The following is a 20866-nucleotide window of genomic DNA, read 5'->3' on the forward strand; positions in this document are numbered from 1 at the left end:
AAACGCGCGCCTTCCTGCCCATCGTCTGTGCCGACACAAGGAGAAGCCCATGAGCTTGAGCAAAACACTAAAACCGTTTGCGCTGTTGGTGGGAGCCATGCTCGCCATGACCGCGCCCACCGCGCATGCGGACGATCTGACCGTGAAGATCGGTTCGGCCGCACCGCTGACGGGCCAGAACGCCGGTTACGGCAAGGATCTGCAAAACGGCATCCGGCTTGCGATCGACGAAGCAAACGCGCAGAAGATCACGATCGGCGGCAAGGTGGCGAACTTCGTCCTCGTTTCCGAAGACGATCAGGCGGACCCGCGCGTCGGCGTGCAGGCCGCGCAGAAGCTCGTCGATGCGAATGTCGCCGTGGTGATCGGCCACTTCAATTCGGGCACGACGATTCCCGCATCGCAGGTTTACGAGTCGGCGGGTATTCCGATGATCGATCCGGCGGCGACGAACCCGATAATCACGAACCGCGGCTTCGCGAACACGTTCATGGTGATTTCGACCGATGCGCAGAATGCCGGCAACGCGGGCACCTATGCGGTCAAGACGACCCAGGCGAAGCGTATCGCGATCATCGACGACCGCACCGCTTTTGGCCAGGGCGAAGCCGATGAATTCGAAAAAGCGGTCAAGGCCGCGGGCGGCGCGATCGTCGCGCGCGAGTACACGGACAATCATGCAGTCGACTTCAGCACGCAGCTCACCAAGATCAAATCGACGAACGCGGATCTGCTGTTCTTCGGCGGCCTCGACACGCAGGCGGCTGCGATCGCAAAGAAGATGAAACAGCTCGGCATGAACACGCAACTGCTCGGCGGCGGAGGCGTGGAAGACCCCGAGTTCATCAAGCTTGCCGGCGACGCGGCCGAAGGCGCGATGGCATGGGAATACGGCAGGCCGCTCGCGCAACTGCCGGGCGGCAAGGACTTCGCACAGAAGTTCAAGGCGAAATTCGGCGAAGACATCCTGTCGTACGCGCCGTTCGGCTACGACGGCACGTGGGCCGCAATCAAGGCGATGCAGGCGGCCGGGTCCGCCGAGCCTTCCGCCTATCGGCCGAAACTCAAGAGCATCCGTTTCGAAGGCGTGACCGGCACGATTGCGTTCGACAGCACCGGCGCCTTGAAGAACGCCGCATCGACGCTGTATCAGGTGAAAAACGGCGTGTGGGTGCCGGTGGTGACGAAGACCGGTACATAGTCGCTCGTTTCGCTCATCGCTTCGCTCGCCGTTTCGCCATCGCTTCGCGTAGTGCTTTTTATCGTGCCGCGTCGGGCGCTCACTGCGGAGCTAACCGCGACGCCGGCGGCTGCGCTTCGTTGCCGGCGCGCACGACGATCTGCGACAGCGCATCGCGCTCGATTCTGACAAGCGCTGCGCGCGCCGCGGCAAACTCGTCCGCGCTGCACATCTGATGGCCGAAGCGCGCGCTCAAGCGCCGCGTGATCTGCACGATCCGCGTATCGGGATCGAATATGTAGTGCGACGTGAAATCGAAGAAGCGGTCGTGCACCTCGGCGTCCTGCGGCAGATCGGTCACGCGCACGGTGTCGGGCAGCGCGATTTGCGACGTCTCGTCGAAGTCGCCGCCGATGCAGACCCATGGCTGCGTGCGCTTCGGCTCGGCGAGCCACGCCTGCACCTGCGTCGCGATACCGCCCGACAGGCTCGTCAACGCGGGCAGCGCGGTCGTGCCATCGGGCCACGTCACATGTTCGAGCGTACCTTGCATCGACGTCACGAAGGGCCCCGCGGTCGCGTTCAATTCGCCGGGCTGGATTCGCGCAAAGCCGGTAAGGCCCGTTTGCCGCAGCCGTTCAGCGGCGATCTGCTGCCAGCGCTGCCGCGTCGAACGGCGAAACACATTGCGCTCGGTTTCGGCCGGCGCGCCGATATCTTCGACGCGATAGCCGAAACGGCCCGCGCCGCTGCGATCGACGTCGATCTGCACGCGCGTTTCGCGCGCGCGCCGCTGCACGGCCGGCGTGCGCGCGAGCGTGCCGTCGTCGACGAGCAGCGCCGGCCGGTCCATCACGCTGGCCGGCAGATAACCGAAGCCGGTGCCGCCCGCGGTCGTATCGGCGAACAGCGCGAGCGACGGAATCCACGTAATCACATGATTGATCGCGCTCGCGCCATAGCCGGGCACGTCGGGCAACGTATAAACCGGCCCGAGGTTCAGCAGCACCGGTTCGCTTTGAATACCGACCGCGGCAAGCAGCGCGCCGAATAGCGCGACATGGTCCTTGCAATCGCCGTAGCGGTTGCGCAGCACGTCGACTGCGCGGTGCGGCACCGCGGCGGTCTCGCCGAGAAAAAGCGCGACGTAGCGGATATTGAAGCGCATCCAGTCGTACAGAATCCGCGCCTTCTCGCGCGGGTCGTCAGTCTGCGCGGTCAGTTGCTGCGCGAGCCGCACGATGGCGGGATCGTTCGTCGACGGGTCGGCGGCTGCATTGCGGTAGCGTGCGGCGAATGCGGCGAAATCGGGCGTCGTCGAGACCATCAGCCGGTCACCCCACGTCGCATAGCCGACCGCACCCGATTCGACCGCCGCATACGGGCCATGCCGGTAATCGAACGTATAGCGCGTGCGGCCGTTTTCGGTGACGGGCGGCTCGGCGACATAACCGCGCGCATCGGCATAGAGCGGTACGTCGGCGGGCAGATCGAAAATCAGCTTCTGCATCTCGATCGGGCCGCGCGTCGGTTCGACGAAATACGCGAACGTACCGGTTTGCAGCGGCACCGTGCGCGTCTTGCGAAACGCGAGATGCACACGCGAGCCCGGTTCGACACCGGGAAAAATCACCGTGCGCAATACGCCGTCCTGAAACGTCGGCGCGCCGGCCGAGCGCGGTTCCTGCACGTCGCGAATGCCGTCGGGGCCGACCGGACGCACGACGCCGTCGCGGTCGATCGTTTCCGCGGCGAGCAGTCGCACCTGCTCGATGTCCTTGTTGAACCAGACGTAGCGCTGCGCGATATCGTCGACGCCGCTCGTGGTATTCGCGCGTAACACGGTGTCGTCGTGCTCTTCGACCGAGCCGTCTTTCTGCACCACGAACAGATGGACGTCGCGCTCGATCGCCGAAGGCGGCGTGTCACCGGGCATGGCCGTCGCGTCGTCGGCCCGTGCGCCCCGCGCGACCAGCAACAGGCAGCCGAGCGACAGCAGGCATGCGCGCAGCAAGCGTCGTCGGCTCGGTTTGCGCACGGCTCGCATGCGGCGAGTCATTCGAGCCTCGCGAGCAGTGCGCGAAGTGTGCCGGCTTCCTTGCGCTCGCACAGCGCGTCCCGCGGTTGCGCGGCAATCTTCCTCAAGATGTGACCTCCCGAACGCCGTATCGTCGTATCGTCGTGTCGCCGTTTTAACACATCGACGCGGCGCATGGTCGCAAGCGCGTCCCACCCTTTTTTCAACGCCGGCGTCGATCGCCGGCATTCTGCACGGCCGACTCAACGCTGCCGCAATTCGTTGCCCTCTTCATGCGAGAGCCTGACGAAGAACAGCAGCGAACAGAGCGTCAACGCGCCGATCACGAAAAACGCCGGTGAAAAATCGCGCGCACCCAGTTGCGCCGCGCTGCCGCCGTTCAGATACGCCGTCAACGCGAGCAACGACGCGGCAAACGCCACGCCGATACTGATCGACAGTTGCTGCGCCATGCTCGCGAGCGCGGTTGCGCGACTCATTTGCGGCTTCGGCATGTCCGAATAGCCGAGCGTGTTGAGCGTCACCATCGCGAGCGAATTGAACAGGCCGCCGAACACCAGCACGACGAAAATCAGCGCGTGCGACGTGGCCGGCGTGAAGAGGCCGTAGCTCGCATAGAAGCAGCCCGTGACGAGCGTCGTGCCGATCAGCAGCCGGCGAAAACCGATGCCGCGGATCGCCGGCCCCATCAGCGCGCGTACCGACAGCGACCCGACCGCCGTGGCGACACTGATCGAACCGGACGCGAGCGGCGAGAGCCCGAAGCCGAGCTGCAGCATCAGCGGCATCAGAAACGGCGAGGCACCGAGCGCGATGCGCAACGGCATGCCGCCGACCACCGCGGTGCGATACGCGTGATAACGCAGCAGGCCCGGATCGATGATCGGCTCGGAATGCCGCCGCGTATAGAACCAGTACGCCATGAGCGCAAGCGCGCCGGTGGCGATCAGCGCGAGCGTCACCGGTTGCGCGACGAGGCCGCGTCCAGCCGTCTCGAAGCCGCCGACCATGCCGACGAGCCCGATCGACAGCAGCAGGAAGCCAGGCAGATCGAAGCGCGCGTCGTGCGGCTCCTGCGCATCTTCGATAAACGCGAGCGCGCATATCACGCCGATCACGCCGAACGGCACATTGAGCAGAAAGATCCAGCGCCACGATGCAACGGTGACGACAAAGCCGCCGAGCAGCGGCCCGGCGAGCCGCCCCACCGCGCCCGGCACCGTGAACCAGACCATCGCGGCCACCATGCGCGCGGGCGGCACGCTGCGCAGCAAGATCAATCGTCCGACCGGCACCATCATCGCACCGCCCATGCCCTGTACCACGCGAAACAGCACGAGTTGCGGCAGCGATGTCGCGAGGCCGCATAGCGCCGAGCCCACCGAAAACAGCGCGATCGCCGTACAGAATATGCGGCGTGTGCCGAACCGGTCGGCCAGCCAGCCGCTTGCCGGCAGAAACACGGCCAGGCTCAGCAGATACGAGGTGATCGCCAGATTCAGATGCAGCGGCTCGACATCGAGCGAGCGTGCGATCGACGGCAACGCGGTTGCCATGATCGAGGTGTCGAGGTTTTGCAGCAACAGGGGACAGGCGACGATGATGGGGATCAGTCGGGCACGGTCGGTCATGCGTTCTTTTACCGCAAATCACGCCACACGACGAGCGCTTGCGCCGTTTCCACTGTTACAGGGCATTTCGTGCCGACCTTCGCGGAGCATGACGCGGCGGACTCGACTGGCCTGCTCCGACACGGCCGCGTACCACGCCCGAGGATCGTTGCATGCGCATCGAATCGCCACGCCGGTTCAACCTTTGCCCCGGGTGCTTCGCGCTGCTCGGAGGTTCTCAAGGGCCGTCGTTCTCGCCGAGCCCCGCAAGCAGTTCATGCAGCTTCTCGACATGCCGGATCAGCATATGCCGATGCTTCTCGATCTGCTCGAGCCGGCCCGCGAGATCCGCGTGCACGTGATCGTCGAGATCGACCGCGCCCATCACGTCTTCGACTTTCGTGCGCAACGCGCCGATGTCGACGGGCGGGTGCGTGAGGTGCCGCTCGAAGCGCCGCACCTCCTGCATCGCGAGGTCGCGCACCTTGCGCAGATACGCCTGCTTGCGATGCGCTTCGGCGTCTTTCGCGTCGTCCTCGGGCTTCTTCGCGGGCGTTTGCCCGAAGATCGGCTCGGGCGGCCGCAGCACCGCCTTCTTGCGCACCGGCGCCGCGGTGCCGCGAAAGCGCGCAAGCGGGGCTTCGTTGTCGATTGCCGCCTGCGCGGCTTCGGGCACATCGTCCGCTTCATGCGGCGCGTCCATCCAGCCGGCCGGCAGACCCGTGACGGCCTCCACGCCGCGCGCGAACTCCTCGCTGAAATCGCGCTGGCCCGCGAGCATGAGCTTCAGGTACGACGCGGAGAATGTCATCATCCGCGCAAGACGCGTCGCTGCGCCGACCTTGCGCGTCAACAGCAGCAGATTTCCCCGCCAGACCGACAGCAGGGTTTCGTCGGAATATTCCATTGCTGGGCCTTCCTTTCGCTCTTTCGTTCCCGAAGGCAATGCGGCGCGACGCGCATCGATGCGCGGCCGTGAACGCCGATTTCCGTCAAAGATTAGTCGCTTGGCGATGCCGCGCGCAAGCGGGACGGCCGCCGCCGTCGACGCGTGGACGCAACAGCCGTGCCGCGCTGCGCATCGTTCCATCACAGGATGGACTTCGCGAGACGTGCCTTGTTCCTGGGCACGTGAATTGCGCCATTGAGCGACCTGACGCGCGACAGGGCGTCGCGCGACAGGAATCAGGTTCGCGCGACGGTGGGCTCGTTGGCGAGTCGAGCGGCCGCGCGAAGTTTATTCAGGTCCTGCTCGCGTGAACGGTCTCGCCGGCCCGCACGACGCGCGCACACAACGGCCGCCCGATCCAGTACGGCAGTTCCGCAAGCGACTCGACCGACCACACCGCAAAATCGGCCGCGCGGCCAGCCGCGAGTACGCCGTGCACATCGGCCTTGCCGAGCGCCTGTGCCGCATGACGCGTCACGGCCTGCAGTATCTCGGGTACCGTCATGCGGAATAGCGTGGCGGCCATGTTCATCATCAGCAGCAGCGAGGTGACAGGCGAGGTGCCCGGATTGCTGTCGGTCGAAATCGCGATCGGCACCGCGTGGCGGCGCAGCAGTTCGAGCGGCGGCAATTGCGTTTCGCGGATGAAGTAGTACGCGCCCGGCAACAGCACTGCGACGGTGCCGGCTTCTTTCATCGCGGCAACGCCCGCTTCGTCGAGATATTCGAGGTGATCCGCGGACAACGCGCGAAAGCGTGCAGCGAGCACCGCGCCACCGCTGTTCGATAGCTGTTCCGCGTGCATCTTCACCGGCAGGTTGTAGCGCGCCGCGGCCTCGAATACGCGCTCGCTCTGCGCCAGCGAAAAACCGATGCGCTCGCAGAACACGTCGACGGCATCGACGAGTCCCTCGTCGGCCAGCGCGGGCAGCATCCGTTCGCACACCTCGCGGATATATTCGTCGGCGCGGCCCGCGTATTCGGGCGGCAATGCATGCGCGCCAAGAAACGTCGTGTAGACGGACACCGGATAGCGCTCGCCCAGTTGCCGCGCGACGCGCAGCATCTTGCGCTCGTTTTCGAGGTCGAGACCGTAGCCGGATTTGATCTCGATCGCGGTGACGCCTTCGGCGATCAGCGGTTCGAGCCGGGCGGCGGCGGCGCGCAGCAGCGCGTTGTCGGCGGCGGCGCGCGTCGCGCGCACGGTCGACACGATGCCGCCGCCGCGCCGCGCGATCTCTTCGTAGCTGACGCCGGCGAGGCGCTGCGCGAATTCATCGGCACGCTGTCCGCCGTAGACGAGATGCGTATGACACTCGACGAGCCCGGGCGTAACCCACGCGCCGCCCAGATCTTCGCGCGGCCAGCCACGGTATGCGGCCGGCAGTTCGTGCGCGGCGCCGAGCCATTCGATGCGGCCGTTCTGCACCGCGATCGCGGCATCGGCGATCGTGTCGTTCGGATCGCCCTGCGCGCAAAGCTTGAGGTGCTGCCAGACGGTTTGCTTCATGGTCGGTTCGCTCGATAAGAATGCGCGCCAGCCGCGCTCGGCTCAGATTCGCGCCGCCTGCTCCCGATAGCGGATCGATATGGCAAGCACGGTGCCAGTGCCGCTCACGGCACAGTGCGACACCTGCCGCGCATCATCGATCCGCAACGTGTCGTTCGTTGCAAGCGCAACCGATCCGTCGATGCCGGCGAGCGCCACGTCCACGGAACCTGCGCTGCAGAACAGGAGCAGCGTATCCGCGCAGATGCGACGAAACTCGCCGTCGCGCCATACGTCTATTTCGCCTGTTGCGGCGCCGCGCCGGATCATCAGGTTGAAGTCGCGTGTCGCGCCGTCGACAAGCCGCGCGTCGATCGCCGTTTCGCCGGCAAAGCGCGCGATGTCGTACGGTTGCTCGAGCGCATACGTGCGCCCTTGCGCTTCATCGAGCAGCATGCCCGCACCGGACAGCAGCACGAGCGTACGGTCGATGCCTGCGAAAGACGAGAACGGTCCCGGCTGCGCGACGTCGGCGAGGCTCACGCGCCAGATAAACGTGTCGAAGCCTGCGCCATGCGGATAGGCCGCGATCTCGCGCGTGACGCCGCCGCCATTTTTCCATGGCGCCGCAATCAGGTCCGCGCCGCGAAGCAGCGAGGTTTGCATCGCCGTGGTTTTGGGCTCCATGCGCGGCATCCTGTTCATCGGCCCAGCATCGGCAGCTTGAGTCCTGCCTCGGCCGCGGTCTTGCGTGCGAGGTCGTAACCAGCATCGGCATGACGCATCACACCGCTTGCCGGGTCGTTGAACAGCACGCGGCCCAGTCGCGCATGCGCGGCGTCGGTGCCATCCGCAACGATGACGACGCCCGCATGCTGGCTATACCCCATGCCGACACCGCCACCGTGATGCAGCGACACCCAGGTCGCACCGCCCGCTGTGTTCAGCATCGCATTGAGCAACGGCCAGTCGCTGACGGCGTCGGAGCCGTCGAGCATCGCTTCGGTTTCGCGATTCGGACTTGCGACCGAACCGGTGTCGAGATGATCGCGGCCGATCACGATCGGCGCCTTCAGTTCGCCTTTCCTGACCATTTCGTTGAACGCCTGGCCCAGGCGATAGCGGTCGTTGACGCCGACCCAGCAGATGCGGGCGGGCAGGCCCTGAAAAGCAATCCGTTCGCGCGCCATATCGAGCCAGTTGTGCAGATGCGCATCGCCTGGAATCAGCTCCTTCACTTTCGCATCGGTCTTGTAGATATCCTCGGGGTCGCCCGACAGCGCGACCCATCGGAACGGCCCCTTCCCTTCGCAAAACAGCGGACGCACATAAGCTGGCACGAAGCCCGGAAAATCGAATGCATTTTCGACACCCATGTCGAGCGCCATCTGCCGGATGTTATTGCCGTAATCGAGCGTCGCGGCGCCGCGCTGCTGCAGTGTCAGCATCGCGCGCACCTGGTTGGCCATCGACTGCTTGGCCGGCGTGACGATGCTTTGCGGGTCGGTCTTCTGACGTTCGCGCCAGTCCGCGACATTCCAGCCTTGCGGCAGGTAACCGTTGATCGGGTCGTGCGCGCTCGTCTGGTCGGTCACGCAATCGGGCGTGATGTTGCGTTTCACGAGTTCGGCGAAGACATCGGCTGCATTGCCGAGCAGACCGATCGAGACCGGCTTGCCGCCGGCCTTCGCTTCGTCGAGCATCGCCAGCGCTTCGTCGAGCGTCTTCGCCTTTTTATCGACGTAACGCGTCTTCAGGCGAAAGTCGATGCGCGTCTCGTCGCATTCGACGGCGATCATCGAGAAACCCGCCATCGTCGCGGCAAGCGGCTGCGCGCCGCCCATCCCGCCCAGGCCGCCTGTCAGAATCCAGCGGCCTTGCGGCTTGCCGTCGAAATGCTGATTCGCGACCGAGAAGAATGTTTCATACGTGCCCTGCACGATGCCCTGGCTGCCGATGTAGATCCAGCTGCCCGCGGTCATTTGCCCATACATCATGAGGCCCTTGCGGTCGAGTTCGTGGAAATGGTCCCACGTCGCCCAGTGCGGTACGAGATTCGAGTTCGCGAGCAACACGCGCGGCGCGTCCGGATGCGTGCGAAACACGCCGACCGGCTTGCCCGATTGGATCAGCAGCGTCTCGTCGTCGTCGAGATCTTTCAGCGACGCGAGAATCTGATCGAAGCAATCCCAGTTGCGCGCCGCGCGCCCGATCCCGCCATAGACGACGAGCGCATGCGGATGCTCGGCGACCTCCGCGTCGAGATTGTTCTGGATCATCCGGTACGCGGCTTCGGTCAGCCAGCTCTTGCAGGTCTTCTCGCTGCCGCGCGGCGCGCGGACCGTGCGCGACGGGTCGAGACGCGGATCGATATGCTTCGGGTTGTTCATGGTGATGAGCCTTGAAAGTGCGGATAGAAGCGGCTTGGAAACCGCGGCCACGACAACGAAATAAAAACGGCGACTGCAGCGGTAAAGGGCAACTGCGCGGCAACGCTGCGCGCGCTCAGAAATGTCCGGTAAACCGATAGCGGCTGCCCGGGTGCCAGAGGTTGGCCACCGACGCGACGATGCCTTGCGACCATGTGCGCCGGTGCAGCACGAGACACGGCTCGGCGTCGTCCATCGACAGCAGCTCGCGGGTGGTCCCGTCGGCGGCCAGTGCCTCGATCCGGTATTCGACGCGCTGCAACGGCGCGACGCGTACCAGGTACTGGTTCGGCGTCGTGTTCGTGAAGTCCTGCTGTGCGTAGTCGGGCGCGGCGGCGGGATTGACCCAGCGCTCTTCGAGCTGCACGGCTTCGTCGTTTTCGAAATGCAGCACGCGCGAATGGAAGATCGGGCTGCGCGCTTTCAGCTGCATCTCGTCCGCAAGCGCGGCATCGGCGATTTCGCCGCCGATGTGCAGCACCTTCGCGTGATAACGATGACCGCGCGCGACGATTTCATCCGAAATGCTGCGGATCGCGACCAGCGTCGACTCGTATTTCGGACGCGCCACGAAGGTGCCCGAGCCCTGCACGCGCGTGAGCACCTGCTCGGCGGTCAGCTCGCGCAGCGCGCGGTTCACCGTCATGCGCGCGACATTGAAGTCGCGCGCAAGCTCGTTTTCCGACGGCACGAGGTCGCCTTCGGCCCATTCGCCTGCATGAATGCGGCCGAGGATGAAGTCCTTGATGCCCTGATAGGCGGGAGCGCTCATGTCAGCGACGCCCGGATGCAAATTCGAGCGGGCTGTGCGCGCCGATCGCGCCGTTTTGCACGAGGCGCGTGATCGCGGCGATGTCCGGCGCGAAATAGCGGTCGAGTTCATAGTGCGGCACTTCGTTGCGCACCACGCTCATCACGCGCTGCAGTGCAGGGCTCGTGCGATGCGGGGCACGCAGATCGACGCCTTGCGCTGCGGCAAGCAGTTCGATCGCGAGAATGTTCGCGGTGTTTTCGGCGATATCGGCGAGCTTGCGGGCGGCGAACGTCGCCATCGATACGTGATCTTCCTGATTCGCGGAGGTCGGCAGCGAATCGACCGACGCCGGATGCGCGAGTGTTTTGTTTTCCGAAGCAAGCGCGGCCGCCGTAACGTGCGCGATCATGAAACCGGAGTTGACGCCGCCATCCTTGACGAGAAACGGCGGCAGGCCCGACAGCGTCGCATCGATCAGCAGCGCGATGCGGCGCTCGGCGAGCGCGCCGATTTCGGCCGCGGCGAGCGCGAGATTATCTGCGGCGAACGCGACGGGCTCCGCGTGGAAGTTGCCGCCGGACAGCACTTCGCCGGTGTCGGGAAAGATCAGCGGGTTATCGGAAACCGCATTGGCTTCGATCAGCAGAATGTCGGCAGCATGACGCATCTGATCCAGGCATGCGCCCATGACCTGCGGCTGGCAGCGCAACGAGTAGGGGTCCTGCACCTTGCCGCAATCGCGATGCGACAGATTGATCGCCGACCCGTCGAGCAGCGACCGGTAGGCGGCCGCCGCTTCGATCTGGCCTCGATGTCCGCGCAGTTCGTGAATGCGTGCGTCGAACGGCTTGACCGAGCCTGCTGCCGCATCGACCGACAACGCGCCTGCGACGAGGCCCGTGCGATACAGGTCTTCGATCGCGAACAGGTTATAGAGCGCGAGCGCGGCCGACGCCTGCGTGCCGTTCAGTAGCGCGAGACCTTCTTTCGCCTGCAGCGTGAGCGGCTTCAAACCAACGAGATGCAGACCGTCGACGGCCGACATGCGCTCGCCCTTGCTGAATACTTCGCCGACGCCGAGCAGCACGGCCGACATATGCGCGAGCGGCGCGAGATCGCCCGATGCGCCGACCGAGCCCTTGACCGGAATCACGGGCAACACATCTGCGTTGAAAAGCGCGATCAACGCGTCGATCACTTCGCGGCGAATGCCGGAATGACCGCGGCCCAGACTGGAAAGTTTCAGTGCCATGAGCAGGCGCACGACCGGACGCGACATCGGCTCGCCGACGCCCACCGCGTGCGACAGCACGAGATTGCGTTGCAGCAGTTCGAGCTGATCGTGCGGGATATGCGTGCTGGCAAGGCGCCCGAAGCCGGTGTTGATGCCGTACGCGGGCTCGCCTTTCGCCGCGATATTGCGGACCGCGTTCGCGCAGGCATCGATGGCGGCGAAGCTCGCGGGATCCAGTTCAAGCGTGACCTGCTCGCGTGCGATCTGGCGCAGTTGCGGCAAGGTGAGGCAGCCAGGCGTGAGGATCATGGACGGCGTTCCTGTCTAGACAAGTGAAGTGATGGCGGAAGTCTAGCCGTTTCGAGTTGTATATACAAGTCGTTTTTGCAGGCAGGGCAGTCGGGGAATTCCATTAGGGGAAAGCGTTTCGGGGCGGTGGCCGGACGGATATGCGGACTCTGCGCAGAACAGGAAAAGTCGCGGCCAGATTCGGATCGTTCGACGGTTTTTTTGTTGGATGTGCATTTATCGTGATGCCCGTTGTCGCGGGTAATAAACACATACGACGAGAGAAAATTCGAATGGGTCTTTATGCTTCGCTGCCGCGCAAGCGGCACGGCCAGCCTCGATCGCATCAATCGCTATTGCAATGCGCCGGAGCCGGTCGCGCCGGAAACGAGTTGCCCGGTCGCCGATCCGGTTTATCCGGGCACCGGCGTCACGACGCTTGCCGAGGCCGATTTCGTCAGCGGCGGCGATACGCCGGTGACGTTTCGACGTACGTATCGATCAGTACCGCATCTTCATCCGGACGCGGGCGTCGGTTCGGGCTGGTTTCATAACTGGCAGCGCCAGCTCGACCTGACGAATGCGCGTGCCGCTTCGCCTCAGGTGATCGCCTATCGCGAAGATGGCGAGCCTGTCACGTTTGTCAAAACGAACGGCGCGTGGCGTGGAAAAGGCACGGCCTCGTTTGCGCTACGCGATGGCACGAACGGGTGGACGCTCACCGACCTGACGACCGATACCGCCGAGGCGTATTCGTCCGCGGGCGTACTGCTATCGGTCAGCACGCACGATGGCCAACAGGAACACCCACCGCGGACTATCGCAGAGGGACCGACCCAATCAGTGTAGAGATCCGCCTGAAGTGAGCTAGCTATGAGTATCATCCAAGACCGTCCCACCTTCGATCGCCTACGGCAAACGTGTAGCTCAATCGCGAACTGGAGGTCACATGACCCGGACAAATACGGGCAGAACATCGAATATTGCGACTGGATGGAGTTCAAGGTCGCCAATTTTTTAAATTTCGTCAATGCGCTTTCGCATGCGAACGGTGACGCCGAGTACTACTTTGTCGATGTTTGCGCAATGTCGCGCGACGACCTTGTGCTCACCGCCGGAGATTTCCCCGCAATAAGGTTCGACTGCCAGATCAGCGAGCGCGACTATTTTCACGAACTCGACCGGAAGGTGAATTTTATAAAAGACATGGACTACTACACCATGTTCTACACGAACGAATACGCGTTCTTCCCGTTATCGATGAACTGGCACATATACGGCCTCTACGATATCGAACTGGCGCGCATCCAAAGCCGGGCACCGTTCCCGGCAACGCCGTTCCCTCACGACTATATCCGGGCCGACGAAGCGCATCGCCTGATCCGGTTGCTCGATTAGTGACACCGGGCACTTGTTCAGCGAGTATGCAATGGCAATCGTCCGAGACGATCAAACGTTCGACCAATTGCGACGGATCTCCGGGGAAATCGCGAACTGGAAAACCCATGACGCCAATCGATATGGCGATAAGGTCGCGTACTTTGACTGGCTGGAATTTCGAGTTGCCGGCTTTATAGAATTTGTCAATGCCTTGTCGCATGAAAACGGTGATTCCGAATACTATTTCGTCGATGTCCTCGCGTTGGCTAGCGACAACCTCATCCTGACGGCTGGAGACTTCCCCGCGATGAAGCTCGATACTCGCGCCAACGAGCGCGACTATTTCAATGAACTCTACAGCTCGGTCAACTTCATCGAAAATGTGAACTATGCGATGGGCTACACGAACGAATACGCGTTCTTCCCGCTATCGATGAACTGGCACATATACGGCCTCTACGATATCGAACTGGCGCGCATCCAAAGCCGGGCACCGTTCCCGGCGACGCCGTTCCCTCACGACTATATCCCGGCCGACGAAGCGCATCGCCTGATCCGGTTGCTCGATTAGCCACACCGGGCACTTGTTCAGCGAGTATGCAGCTGCTCGATGACCCACTGACAGATAACCGACGAAATCTACAACCGTTATGTACCCCGCGCCGTCACCTCCAACAGCGGCGAAATTTACCTTCACGCTTCCCGACATGCTCAATTTCATCGCCGGCGAAAACGAAAACCTCGCCATACCCGGCTTCGACAGCTTCAAGCTAAAGCCTCACCCTCTGTTGAATAAAATCCAGAAAACACTTCACCCGACCGGCCAAAGACGCACTCTGGTAGTACACCGCATGAATCGGCTGCCGCCGATCGACCATCACGTTCTCCAGCACCGGCACAAGCCGCCCTTCCCGCAAATCGCCGGCAATCATGAAGTCGGCAAGGCACGCGATGCCCCACCCGTCGATCGCCAGCCTGCGCAACGTCTCCCCGCTCGACGCCGCAATACCCGGCTCGATCTTCAATAAGTCGCGTTCGCCGTCGCGCAGCGGCCACCGGTTCAAATGTTCAGGCGCCGTAAACCCGATCAGCCGATGCTCGTGCAACGCATCCACCGAGCGCGGCACCCCACGCTCCGCGACATACCCAGGACTCGCCACGATCCTCAGCTTGCTGCTGCCCAACGCGCGCGCATGCAGCGTCGAGTCCTGCAACTCGCCGATGCGGATCGCAATATCCACACGCTGCCTCAACAGATCGACGGTCCGTTCGTTGCTCGTCAGTTCGAGCCTGATTTCCGGATACAAGGCCGAAAACGCCTTCATATGCGGTGCTATGCAATGCAGCATGAACGGCGAGGCCGCATCCACGCGCAACGGCCCCGAAGGGCGCCTGCGCCGCCGTGCGACCGACTCCTCGGCCTCTTCCATCGCAGCAAGGATCGCGCGCGCTTTGGCGAGATACAGCTCGCCTTCTTCAGTCAGTTGCAAACGCCGCGTCGTGCGCCGCACGAGCGCGGTGTCGAGCTTCTTCTCGAGCCGCGACAGCGCGCGGCTCACGCCCGACACCGTTTGCTGCAGCCTTTCCGCAGCCGCCGTGATCGATCCGCTATCGATCACCGTCACGAACACGAGCAGTTCATCGGTCGAAGTTTTCATTGTTGATTTCAAATCAAGTGTGATTTGAGACTAACACGCTTTTTGCGAGAATCAGCCGGCCGCATACTGCGTTCAACGCCGCAACGCGCGGTATGGGAGAACATCGTGAATATCTTCATCACAGGCGCGAACGGCTTTATCGGCGGTTCGATCGCCGCCGGCCTCGTGCGCGCGGGGCATCACGTCACCGGTCTGATCCGCAAGCCCGAACAGGCTGCCGAACTCGAACGGCTCGGCATCGTCCCCGTCATCGGTTCGCTCGACGACCGCGCACTGCTGGTCGCGCAGGCACAAGCGGCCGACGCCGTCATCAACGCAGCAAGCAGCGATCATCGCGGCGCGGTCGAAGCGCTGATCGAAGGCCTTGCCGGTTCGAACAAGCCGTTTCTGCATACGAGCGGCTCGAGCATCGTCGGCGATGCGTCGGGCGGCGAAGCCGGCGCGGCTGCGATCTATCGCGAAGATTCGTTACCCGAACCAACTGCCGATAAAGCCGCTCGCGTGGCCATCGATCAGCTCGTGCTCGACGCCGCGAAACGCGGCGTTCGCTCGGCCGTGCTGTGCAATACGCTGATCTATGGGCACGGCGCGATCAAGGGCAGCGCAAGCGTGCAGTTGCCGCGACTCATCCGTCAGGCGCAAAAGAGCGGCATCGTCAGGCACGTCGGCAGCGGCGGCAATATCTGGTCGAACGTGCATATCGACGACGTGGTCGAACTTTATCGTCTCGCGCTCGATAAAACGCCCGCCGGCACGTTCTATTTCGTCGAAAGCGGCGAGGCGTCGTTTCGCGAGATGAGCACGGCGATTGCCGACGCGCTCGGTCTCGGCGCGCCGCAAGACTGGCCGCTCGAGGAAGCGAAGAAAGAATGGGGCTACGAAATGGCCTCGTACGGCCTCGGTTCGAACAGCCGCGTGCGCGGCACGCGCGCGCGCGAACTGCTCGGTTGGACGCCGAAGCGCACGTCGGTGATCGACTGGATCAAACAGGACATGCGCACGGCATCGGCTGAATAACAGCTTACGTCTCATTTGCGCGACTTCGTTGCGAATCCGTAAGGTCAACTCGATAGAATCGGCTCACCTGAACAAACGATTCTTCCGGGCGAGCCCGGATTCGCCGATGTTGCTCGCGCTCAACTTCGACTGGCTAACCAATCTGCTTGCGATTCTCTTTCTTGTCGCTTGTATGTACGACATGCGATACGACGAGTATGGGACGCTGACGCTCGCCGTCGCCGCGATGGGGCTCGTCGTGATGGCGATCCATCTGTTTCTCAAGCCCGCTTTCGAAATGTCGTTATAGCGCGGCGTGTGCCTCAGTGGGCGCGTATAAAACAACGGGCGCCGCGCAAGGGAACCGCGCCGCACCCGTGGAGGAAACCGCTAACCGGCAACCGCTAAACACCCGCAACAGGCGTTACGCATTACCGGGTTAATTCAAGCGCGCTCTGATCGGATCAGATCGCCCAGCCGCCCAGATAGAACACCGCAAGAACGATTGCGATCGCCACCGTCCCGACATTGAGCCTGCTGTACTCCCCGCTCACGATCCGACCGATCACGAGTGTGCAGAAGCCGAGCATGATGCCAGTCACGATATTCGCGGTCAGCACGATAAAAACGGCGCAGACGAGACCCGACATCGCGTCGACCATATCGTCCATATGCAGCTTGCTGACGCTCGACAGCATCAGGAGCCCGACATACATCAGCGCGGGCGCGGTCGCATACGACGGCACGAGCGCCGCGAGCGGCGAAAAGAACATCACGCAAAGAAACAGCAGCCCGACGACCGCGGCCGCGAGACCCGTTTTCGCGCCGGCGGCCACGCCGACGGTCGATTCGATATATGCGGCAGCCGGTGCGCCGCCCATCAGGCCGGAAAAAATCGAACTGACCGAATCGGCCGTCAACGCGCGGCCGCCGTTGATGATGCGGCCGTTCTGATCGAGTTGCCCCGCCTGCCCCGCAACCGCGCGAATCGTGCCCGTCGCATCGAACACCGCGGTCATCACGAGTGCAAGCACGCTCGGCAGCACCGCGAGCGACAACGCGCCTTTCAGGTCCATCGCGCCGATCAGCGACGTATGTCCCGGTGCACTCAACGACGGCAACGCGAACACGCCATGAAACGCGACCGCCGGGTCGAGCAGCAGCGCAAGCGCCGAGATCGCGACAATCACAATCAGGATCGCGCCCGGCACGCGGCGCCGCACAAGCCCGAAAATCGCCGCGAGCCCGATCACCGACATCAGCGCCGGCAGCGACGTGATATGGCCGAGCGACACCGGCATGCCAGGCCCCGGATTCTTCACCACGAGCCCGACGTCGTTGGCCGCGATCAGCAGCAGAAAGAGCCCGATGCCGATGCCCGTGCCGTGCGCGACGCCCGCCGGCAAATTGCGCAGAATCCATGAGCGCACGCCCGTCACCGAAATCGCGGTGAACACAAGGCCCATCAGAAACACGGCGCCCAATGCGACGGTCGGAGGCAATCCCTTGCCCAGCACCAGCCCGAACGCGGTAAACGCGGTCAACGATATCGCGCAGCCGATGGCGATCGGCAAGCGCGCCCATACGCCCATCAGCAGCGAGCCGAACGCCGTTGTCAGACAGACGGCGACGAATACCGCACTGGTGTCGAAGCCGGCCTTGCCGAACATGCCTGGCACGACGAACACCGAGTACACCATCGCGAGAAACGTCGTGATGCCCGCCACGACTTCGCGGCGCTGCGTGCTGCCGCGCGCCGACACTTCGAAGTAGCGGTCGATCATTCCCTCAGCCGCGCCTTCGAATGCGGCGGGGTCGCCGTCGAGGCCGGTTGCCGGCAAGCTTTGCGCATGCGCCTCTGTTTCCATCATGGTGAGTGCCTCCTTTATCAGCAAGCTGAAACGGCCATGCGGAAGCCGTCATCAGGTTCGTCTCGTCGAGTTGTCGTACGGCTTGTGCGGCTTGTGCCGCTTGTGCCGCCTGTTCGTATCGCAGCACGCGTGCGCCGCCGCCTTTTCTGTAGTTGCGAAGCGTAGGTGAAGACAAATATGTCTCCTATCGCAGCGAAGGCATGCCCGGCATGTCTCGATGCTTATATCGCCGAGCGCGCGGGAGTCGCGGCACGCGTGCCGGGTGTTTACACCTACGAGGAAAAACGCGCTAAAGCGCGTCGTGTGGCGATACGCGACGCGCCGCAAACCCGGCCTGGCCGCCGCAGCAGGTTAAACTCTGTCCGCGGCGCGCTTTGCGCCTCGCATTCACGCTCGCGATGAATGCGAGGCTCGCGCGCTGCAGAGCAGGTTTCGCAGCAACTTTTACAGCCAGTTTCACGGCACGTTTCACTGCACCGATCGCGGCGATGTTCAAACGCATCCCGCTTCACGCACGGAGTCCCTGTTGATGAGCGGCGGTTTCCTACGTCCGGCTTTCCGACTACTGTTTCTCGCCGTCCTGGCGCTCGCGGCCCTCGCGCTGTCGGGCTGCGCGCTGTTCGGCCCGACCCATCAGGAGCCCGCCCCGATTGTCGAGGCGGTGCCGACCATCGTCGAGCCGCCTGCGCTGCCGCTCGTCGAGAGCGAGCCCGAGGAAACGGAACCGGCCGAGCCGGCTCAGCCGAAAAAGCCCAAGCGGGTGATCGCGCGGCCGCACAAGGTCGAGCCGCCGCCCCCTCCGCCGCCCCCTCCGCCTCCGCCGCCGCCTCCTCCGCCGCCGCTGATCGTGACGCATGCGATCGACCGCGGCACGGTGCGAGGCCTGCTCGACAGCGAAGTGCAGAAGCCCGACGGCAAGGTGATCGGCCGCGCGGTCGATCTGACCGTCGACGTGCATGGCGCGCCGCGCGAACTCGTCGTCAATCTGCAAGGCTTCATGGGCATCGGCGACCGCAAGGCAAGCTTCCCGTGGAACGCGTTCCGCTTCAATCCGACCGCGAAGCCCGCCCCGATCACGATCACATTGCCGCCGAACCAGATGGCATCGGTGGGCCGCGCGAAGCCATCGACCTCGCTTGCCACGCCGCTTGCCGGCATTCCGCCCGCGCCGCCGGTGCCGGACGGCCAGCTTCAGTTGCTCGACGCGACCGTCGCACGGCCGAACGGCGCACAGGTTGGACGCGTGATCGATGTGCTGGTCGACGGCAACGCGCAACCGCAAGCGGTCATCATCGACGTGAGCGGCATCATCAATCTCGACCGCCGCTCGATTGCGGCGAGCTGGTCCGCGCTGCATTTCACGCCGAAGGACAAGTCGCTGCACGCGCTGATGGATCTGAACGAGGCGCAGATCAAGGCGTCGCCCTCGTATGAAAACGGCAAGCCGATCGTCGCGGTGTCGCCCGCGCCGCCGCAGGCTCCCGCATCGAGTGCATCGGCGCCGGCCGCGAGCGGCGCCCCGTCTCGCGCGGCGTCCCCGGCTTCGCCGCCTGCTTCGTCGTCCGGCGCGACGGCTTCTTCCGCGCGCACTTCCCGATGACGAGCCGGCACATGGTCAACGCACGCAGTCTCCGCGCCCTCGACTGGCTCAACTTCTTCGTCGCGAACGTGCAGACGGGGTTCGGGCCGTTTATCGCGTCGTATCTTGCGACACACAAATGGACCCAGGGCGAAATCGGTCTCGCGCTATCGGTCGGCACGATCAGCGCGATGGTGAGCCAGATCCCGGGAGGCGCAGCCGTCGACGCGCTGCGCAACAAGAAAGCCGCCGCCGCATGGGCGACCATCGCGATCATCGCCAGCGCGCTGCTGCTGGCGGTCAGCCCAACCGTGCTGCCTGTGATGGCCGCCGAAGTGCTGCACGGCTTCGCGAGCTGCATGCTCGTGCCGGCGATGGCGGCGATCTCGTTCTCGCTCGTCGGGCGCGCCGATCTCGGCGACCGGCTTGGCCGCAACGCGCGCTGGGCATCGATCGGCAGCGCCGTCGCGGCGGGGCTGATGGGGCTGACCGGCGAATACTTCTCGGCGCGCGCAGTGTTCTGGTTGACCGCCGCTCTCGCCATGCCCGCGCTTTTCGCGCTGACGATGATTCATCTGCCGACAGTGCTGCCGCGCGCGCGAGGTGCGCCAGGCCCGCACGAACCGCCGCCCGGCGACGCCGAGCCGACGTTGCCCGCGGATGCGGCGCCGGACGATGCGCCTGTCGAGCCCGAGCAGCGCGAGTCGATTCTCGAACTGCTGCGCGACAAGCGGCTGCTCGTGTTCGCGGTCTGCGTCGTGCTGTTCCATCTGTCGAACGCGGCGATGCTGAACCTCGCCGCCGGCGAAGTGACCGCGGGCATGGGCGACAACGTTCAGCTCGTGATCGCCGCGTGCATCATCGTGCCGCAGGCAATCGTCGCGCTGCTCTCGCCGTGGGTCGGACGCACCGCACAAAGCTGGGGCCGGCGGCCGATCCTGCTGCTCGGCTTTTCCGCATTGCCGATTCGCGCGCTGCTGTTTGCGGGCGTGAGCAGCCCGTATCTGCTCGTGCCGGTACAGATGCTCGACGGCATCAGCGCCGCGGTGTTCGGCGTGATGCTGCCGCTGATCGCCGCCGACGTCGCGGGCGGCAAGGGCCGCTACAACCTGTGCATCGGGCTCTTCGGGCTCGCGGCGGGCATCGGCGCGACGCTAAGCACGTCGCTGGCGGGCTTTGTCGCAGACCGCTTCGGCAATGCGGTGAGCTTCTTCGGCCTCGCGGGCGCCGGCGCGCTTGCCGTGCTGCTCGTGTGGGCCGCGATGCCGGAGACGCGCAACGGGGGCGCGCAGCAGAAAGCCGATGCGTTGCCGGAAGCGCGGTAACGGTGACCGGTAACCGGTAACGCGCGCAGACTCGTGGGCGGAACGAAGCCGCCGTTGCATGCCCGCAGCGGTGTCGCCCGCTGCCG

At 64.2% G+C, this 20866-nt stretch carries 18 protein-coding genes; 8 read left to right on the top strand and 10 right to left on the bottom strand.

Annotated elements, in window-relative coordinates; all coding sequences use genetic code 11:
- The first annotated feature begins 49 nt into the window (after nt 1-49).
- Nucleotides 50-1201, top strand: coding sequence for a branched-chain amino acid ABC transporter substrate-binding protein (locus BTO02_RS13690; RefSeq protein WP_075157492.1), 1152 nt, complete (start codon nt 50-52; stop codon nt 1199-1201).
- A gap of 79 nt (nt 1202-1280) precedes the next feature.
- On the opposite strand, the gene BTO02_RS13695 is transcribed toward BTO02_RS13690, so the two are convergent.
- The 8 genes from BTO02_RS13695 to hutH form a co-directional block, all read right to left on the bottom strand.
- On the bottom strand, nt 1281-3239 hold the full coding sequence (locus BTO02_RS13695) for a DUF3857 domain-containing transglutaminase family protein (protein WP_075157493.1): 1959 nt from the start codon (nt 3237-3239) through the stop codon (nt 1281-1283).
- 221 nt (nt 3240-3460) lie between these two features.
- Nucleotides 3461-4849 (bottom strand): DHA2 family efflux MFS transporter permease subunit, encoded by a 1389-nt coding sequence (locus BTO02_RS13700; RefSeq protein WP_075157494.1) that lies wholly within the window; start codon nt 4847-4849, stop codon nt 3461-3463.
- A gap of 217 nt (nt 4850-5066) precedes the next feature.
- Entirely contained in the window at nt 5067-5735 is a 669-nt protein-coding gene (locus BTO02_RS13705) for a hypothetical protein (protein WP_075157495.1), read from the bottom strand.
- Between the two features lie 334 nt (nt 5736-6069).
- The gene (hutI, locus tag BTO02_RS13710) at nt 6070-7287 is read right to left on the bottom strand and encodes an imidazolonepropionase (RefSeq protein WP_075157496.1); all 1218 of its coding nucleotides are present in this window, start codon (nt 7285-7287) and stop codon (nt 6070-6072) included.
- Between the two features lie 42 nt (nt 7288-7329).
- Nucleotides 7330-7953, bottom strand: a complete 624-nt coding sequence (locus BTO02_RS13715) for a HutD/Ves family protein (RefSeq protein WP_075158861.1) — start codon at nt 7951-7953, stop codon at nt 7330-7332.
- A gap of 14 nt (nt 7954-7967) precedes the next feature.
- On the bottom strand, nt 7968-9656 hold the full coding sequence (gene hutU / locus BTO02_RS13720) for a urocanate hydratase (RefSeq protein WP_075157497.1): 1689 nt from the start codon (nt 9654-9656) through the stop codon (nt 7968-7970).
- A gap of 115 nt (nt 9657-9771) precedes the next feature.
- The gene (gene hutC, locus BTO02_RS13725) at nt 9772-10467 is read right to left on the bottom strand and encodes a histidine utilization repressor (RefSeq protein ID WP_075157498.1); all 696 of its coding nucleotides are present in this window, start codon (nt 10465-10467) and stop codon (nt 9772-9774) included.
- Between the two features lies 1 nt (nt 10468).
- On the bottom strand, nt 10469-11992 hold the full coding sequence (hutH, locus tag BTO02_RS13730) for a histidine ammonia-lyase (RefSeq protein ID WP_075157499.1): 1524 nt from the start codon (nt 11990-11992) through the stop codon (nt 10469-10471).
- A gap of 282 nt (nt 11993-12274) precedes the next feature.
- On the opposite strand from hutH, the gene BTO02_RS13735 reads away from it, so the two are divergent.
- From BTO02_RS13735 to BTO02_RS13745, 3 genes are read left to right on the top strand one after another with little or no spacing between them, the layout of a single operon-like run.
- Nucleotides 12275-12820 carry a DUF6531 domain-containing protein gene (locus tag BTO02_RS13735; RefSeq protein ID WP_075157500.1) on the top strand — a complete coding sequence of 182 codons (546 nt, stop codon included), beginning with the start codon at nt 12275-12277 and terminating at the stop codon, nt 12818-12820.
- Nucleotides 12821-12844: 24 nt separating this feature from the next.
- Nucleotides 12845-13369 (top strand): hypothetical protein, encoded by a 525-nt coding sequence (locus BTO02_RS13740; protein WP_198039143.1) that lies wholly within the window; start codon nt 12845-12847, stop codon nt 13367-13369.
- Between the two features lie 31 nt (nt 13370-13400).
- Entirely contained in the window at nt 13401-13922 is a 522-nt protein-coding gene (locus BTO02_RS13745; protein ID WP_075157502.1) for a hypothetical protein, read from the top strand.
- 199 nt (nt 13923-14121) lie between these two features.
- On the opposite strand, the gene BTO02_RS13750 is transcribed toward BTO02_RS13745, so the two are convergent.
- Nucleotides 14122-15009: a LysR family transcriptional regulator gene (locus BTO02_RS13750; RefSeq protein ID WP_075157503.1), complete on the bottom strand. Its 888-nt coding sequence runs from the start codon at nt 15007-15009 to the stop codon at nt 14122-14124.
- A 105-nt stretch (nt 15010-15114) separates the two neighbouring features.
- Between BTO02_RS13750 and BTO02_RS13755 the strand changes: the two genes are divergently transcribed.
- Complete coding sequence (locus BTO02_RS13755; protein WP_075158862.1) at nt 15115-16026, top strand: NAD-dependent epimerase/dehydratase family protein; 912 nt, start codon at nt 15115-15117, stop codon at nt 16024-16026.
- Nucleotides 16027-16132: 106 nt separating this feature from the next.
- Nucleotides 16133-16315, top strand: coding sequence for a hypothetical protein (locus BTO02_RS13760; protein ID WP_075157504.1), 183 nt, complete (start codon nt 16133-16135; stop codon nt 16313-16315).
- A 154-nt stretch (nt 16316-16469) separates the two neighbouring features.
- Here the strand turns inward: BTO02_RS13760 and BTO02_RS13765 are convergent, their stop codons facing one another.
- Nucleotides 16470-17876 (bottom strand): NCS2 family permease, encoded by a 1407-nt coding sequence (locus tag BTO02_RS13765; protein ID WP_075157505.1) that lies wholly within the window; start codon nt 17874-17876, stop codon nt 16470-16472.
- A gap of 529 nt (nt 17877-18405) precedes the next feature.
- Between BTO02_RS13765 and BTO02_RS13775 the strand changes: the two genes are divergently transcribed.
- The gene (locus BTO02_RS13775) at nt 18406-19476 is read left to right on the top strand and encodes a photosystem reaction center subunit H (protein ID WP_075157507.1); all 1071 of its coding nucleotides are present in this window, start codon (nt 18406-18408) and stop codon (nt 19474-19476) included.
- Nucleotides 19473-20780, top strand: coding sequence for an MFS transporter (locus BTO02_RS13780; protein WP_075157508.1), 1308 nt, complete (start codon nt 19473-19475; stop codon nt 20778-20780). The genes BTO02_RS13775 and BTO02_RS13780 overlap by 4 nt, the downstream gene beginning before the upstream one ends.
- The last annotated feature ends 86 nt before the right edge of the window (nt 20781-20866 follow it).

The sequence above is a fragment of the Paraburkholderia sp. SOS3 genome, from assembly GCF_001922345.1.
Classification (GTDB): Bacteria; Pseudomonadota; Gammaproteobacteria; order Burkholderiales; family Burkholderiaceae; genus Paraburkholderia.

What these genes read in the sequence shown, in the direction of transcription:
- BTO02_RS13690 (WP_075157492.1), top strand. Translation starts at nt 50, where the DNA reads ATGAGCTTGAGCAAAACACTAAAACCGTTTGCGCTGTTGGTGGGAGCC.
- BTO02_RS13695 (WP_075157493.1), bottom strand. Translation starts at nt 3,239, where the DNA reads ATGACTCGCCGCATGCGAGCCGTGCGCAAACCGAGCCGACGACGCTTG.
- BTO02_RS13700 (WP_075157494.1), bottom strand. Translation starts at nt 4,849, where the DNA reads ATGACCGACCGTGCCCGACTGATCCCCATCATCGTCGCCTGTCCCCTG.
- BTO02_RS13705 (WP_075157495.1), bottom strand. Translation starts at nt 5,735, where the DNA reads ATGGAATATTCCGACGAAACCCTGCTGTCGGTCTGGCGGGGAAATCTG.
- hutI (WP_075157496.1), bottom strand. Translation starts at nt 7,287, where the DNA reads ATGAAGCAAACCGTCTGGCAGCACCTCAAGCTTTGCGCGCAGGGCGAT.
- BTO02_RS13715 (WP_075158861.1), bottom strand. Translation starts at nt 7,953, where the DNA reads ATGGAGCCCAAAACCACGGCGATGCAAACCTCGCTGCTTCGCGGCGCG.
- hutU (WP_075157497.1), bottom strand. Translation starts at nt 9,656, where the DNA reads ATGAACAACCCGAAGCATATCGATCCGCGTCTCGACCCGTCGCGCACG.
- hutC (WP_075157498.1), bottom strand. Translation starts at nt 10,467, where the DNA reads ATGAGCGCTCCCGCCTATCAGGGCATCAAGGACTTCATCCTCGGCCGC.
- hutH (WP_075157499.1), bottom strand. Translation starts at nt 11,992, where the DNA reads ATGATCCTCACGCCTGGCTGCCTCACCTTGCCGCAACTGCGCCAGATC.
- BTO02_RS13735 (WP_075157500.1), top strand. Translation starts at nt 12,275, where the DNA reads ATGCTTCGCTGCCGCGCAAGCGGCACGGCCAGCCTCGATCGCATCAAT.
- BTO02_RS13740 (WP_198039143.1), top strand. Translation starts at nt 12,845, where the DNA reads ATGAGTATCATCCAAGACCGTCCCACCTTCGATCGCCTACGGCAAACG.
- BTO02_RS13745 (WP_075157502.1), top strand. Translation starts at nt 13,401, where the DNA reads ATGGCAATCGTCCGAGACGATCAAACGTTCGACCAATTGCGACGGATC.
- BTO02_RS13750 (WP_075157503.1), bottom strand. Translation starts at nt 15,009, where the DNA reads ATGAAAACTTCGACCGATGAACTGCTCGTGTTCGTGACGGTGATCGAT.
- BTO02_RS13760 (WP_075157504.1), top strand. Translation starts at nt 16,133, where the DNA reads ATGTTGCTCGCGCTCAACTTCGACTGGCTAACCAATCTGCTTGCGATT.
- BTO02_RS13765 (WP_075157505.1), bottom strand. Translation starts at nt 17,876, where the DNA reads ATGATGGAAACAGAGGCGCATGCGCAAAGCTTGCCGGCAACCGGCCTC.
- BTO02_RS13775 (WP_075157507.1), top strand. Translation starts at nt 18,406, where the DNA reads ATGAGCGGCGGTTTCCTACGTCCGGCTTTCCGACTACTGTTTCTCGCC.
- BTO02_RS13780 (WP_075157508.1), top strand. Translation starts at nt 19,473, where the DNA reads ATGACGAGCCGGCACATGGTCAACGCACGCAGTCTCCGCGCCCTCGAC.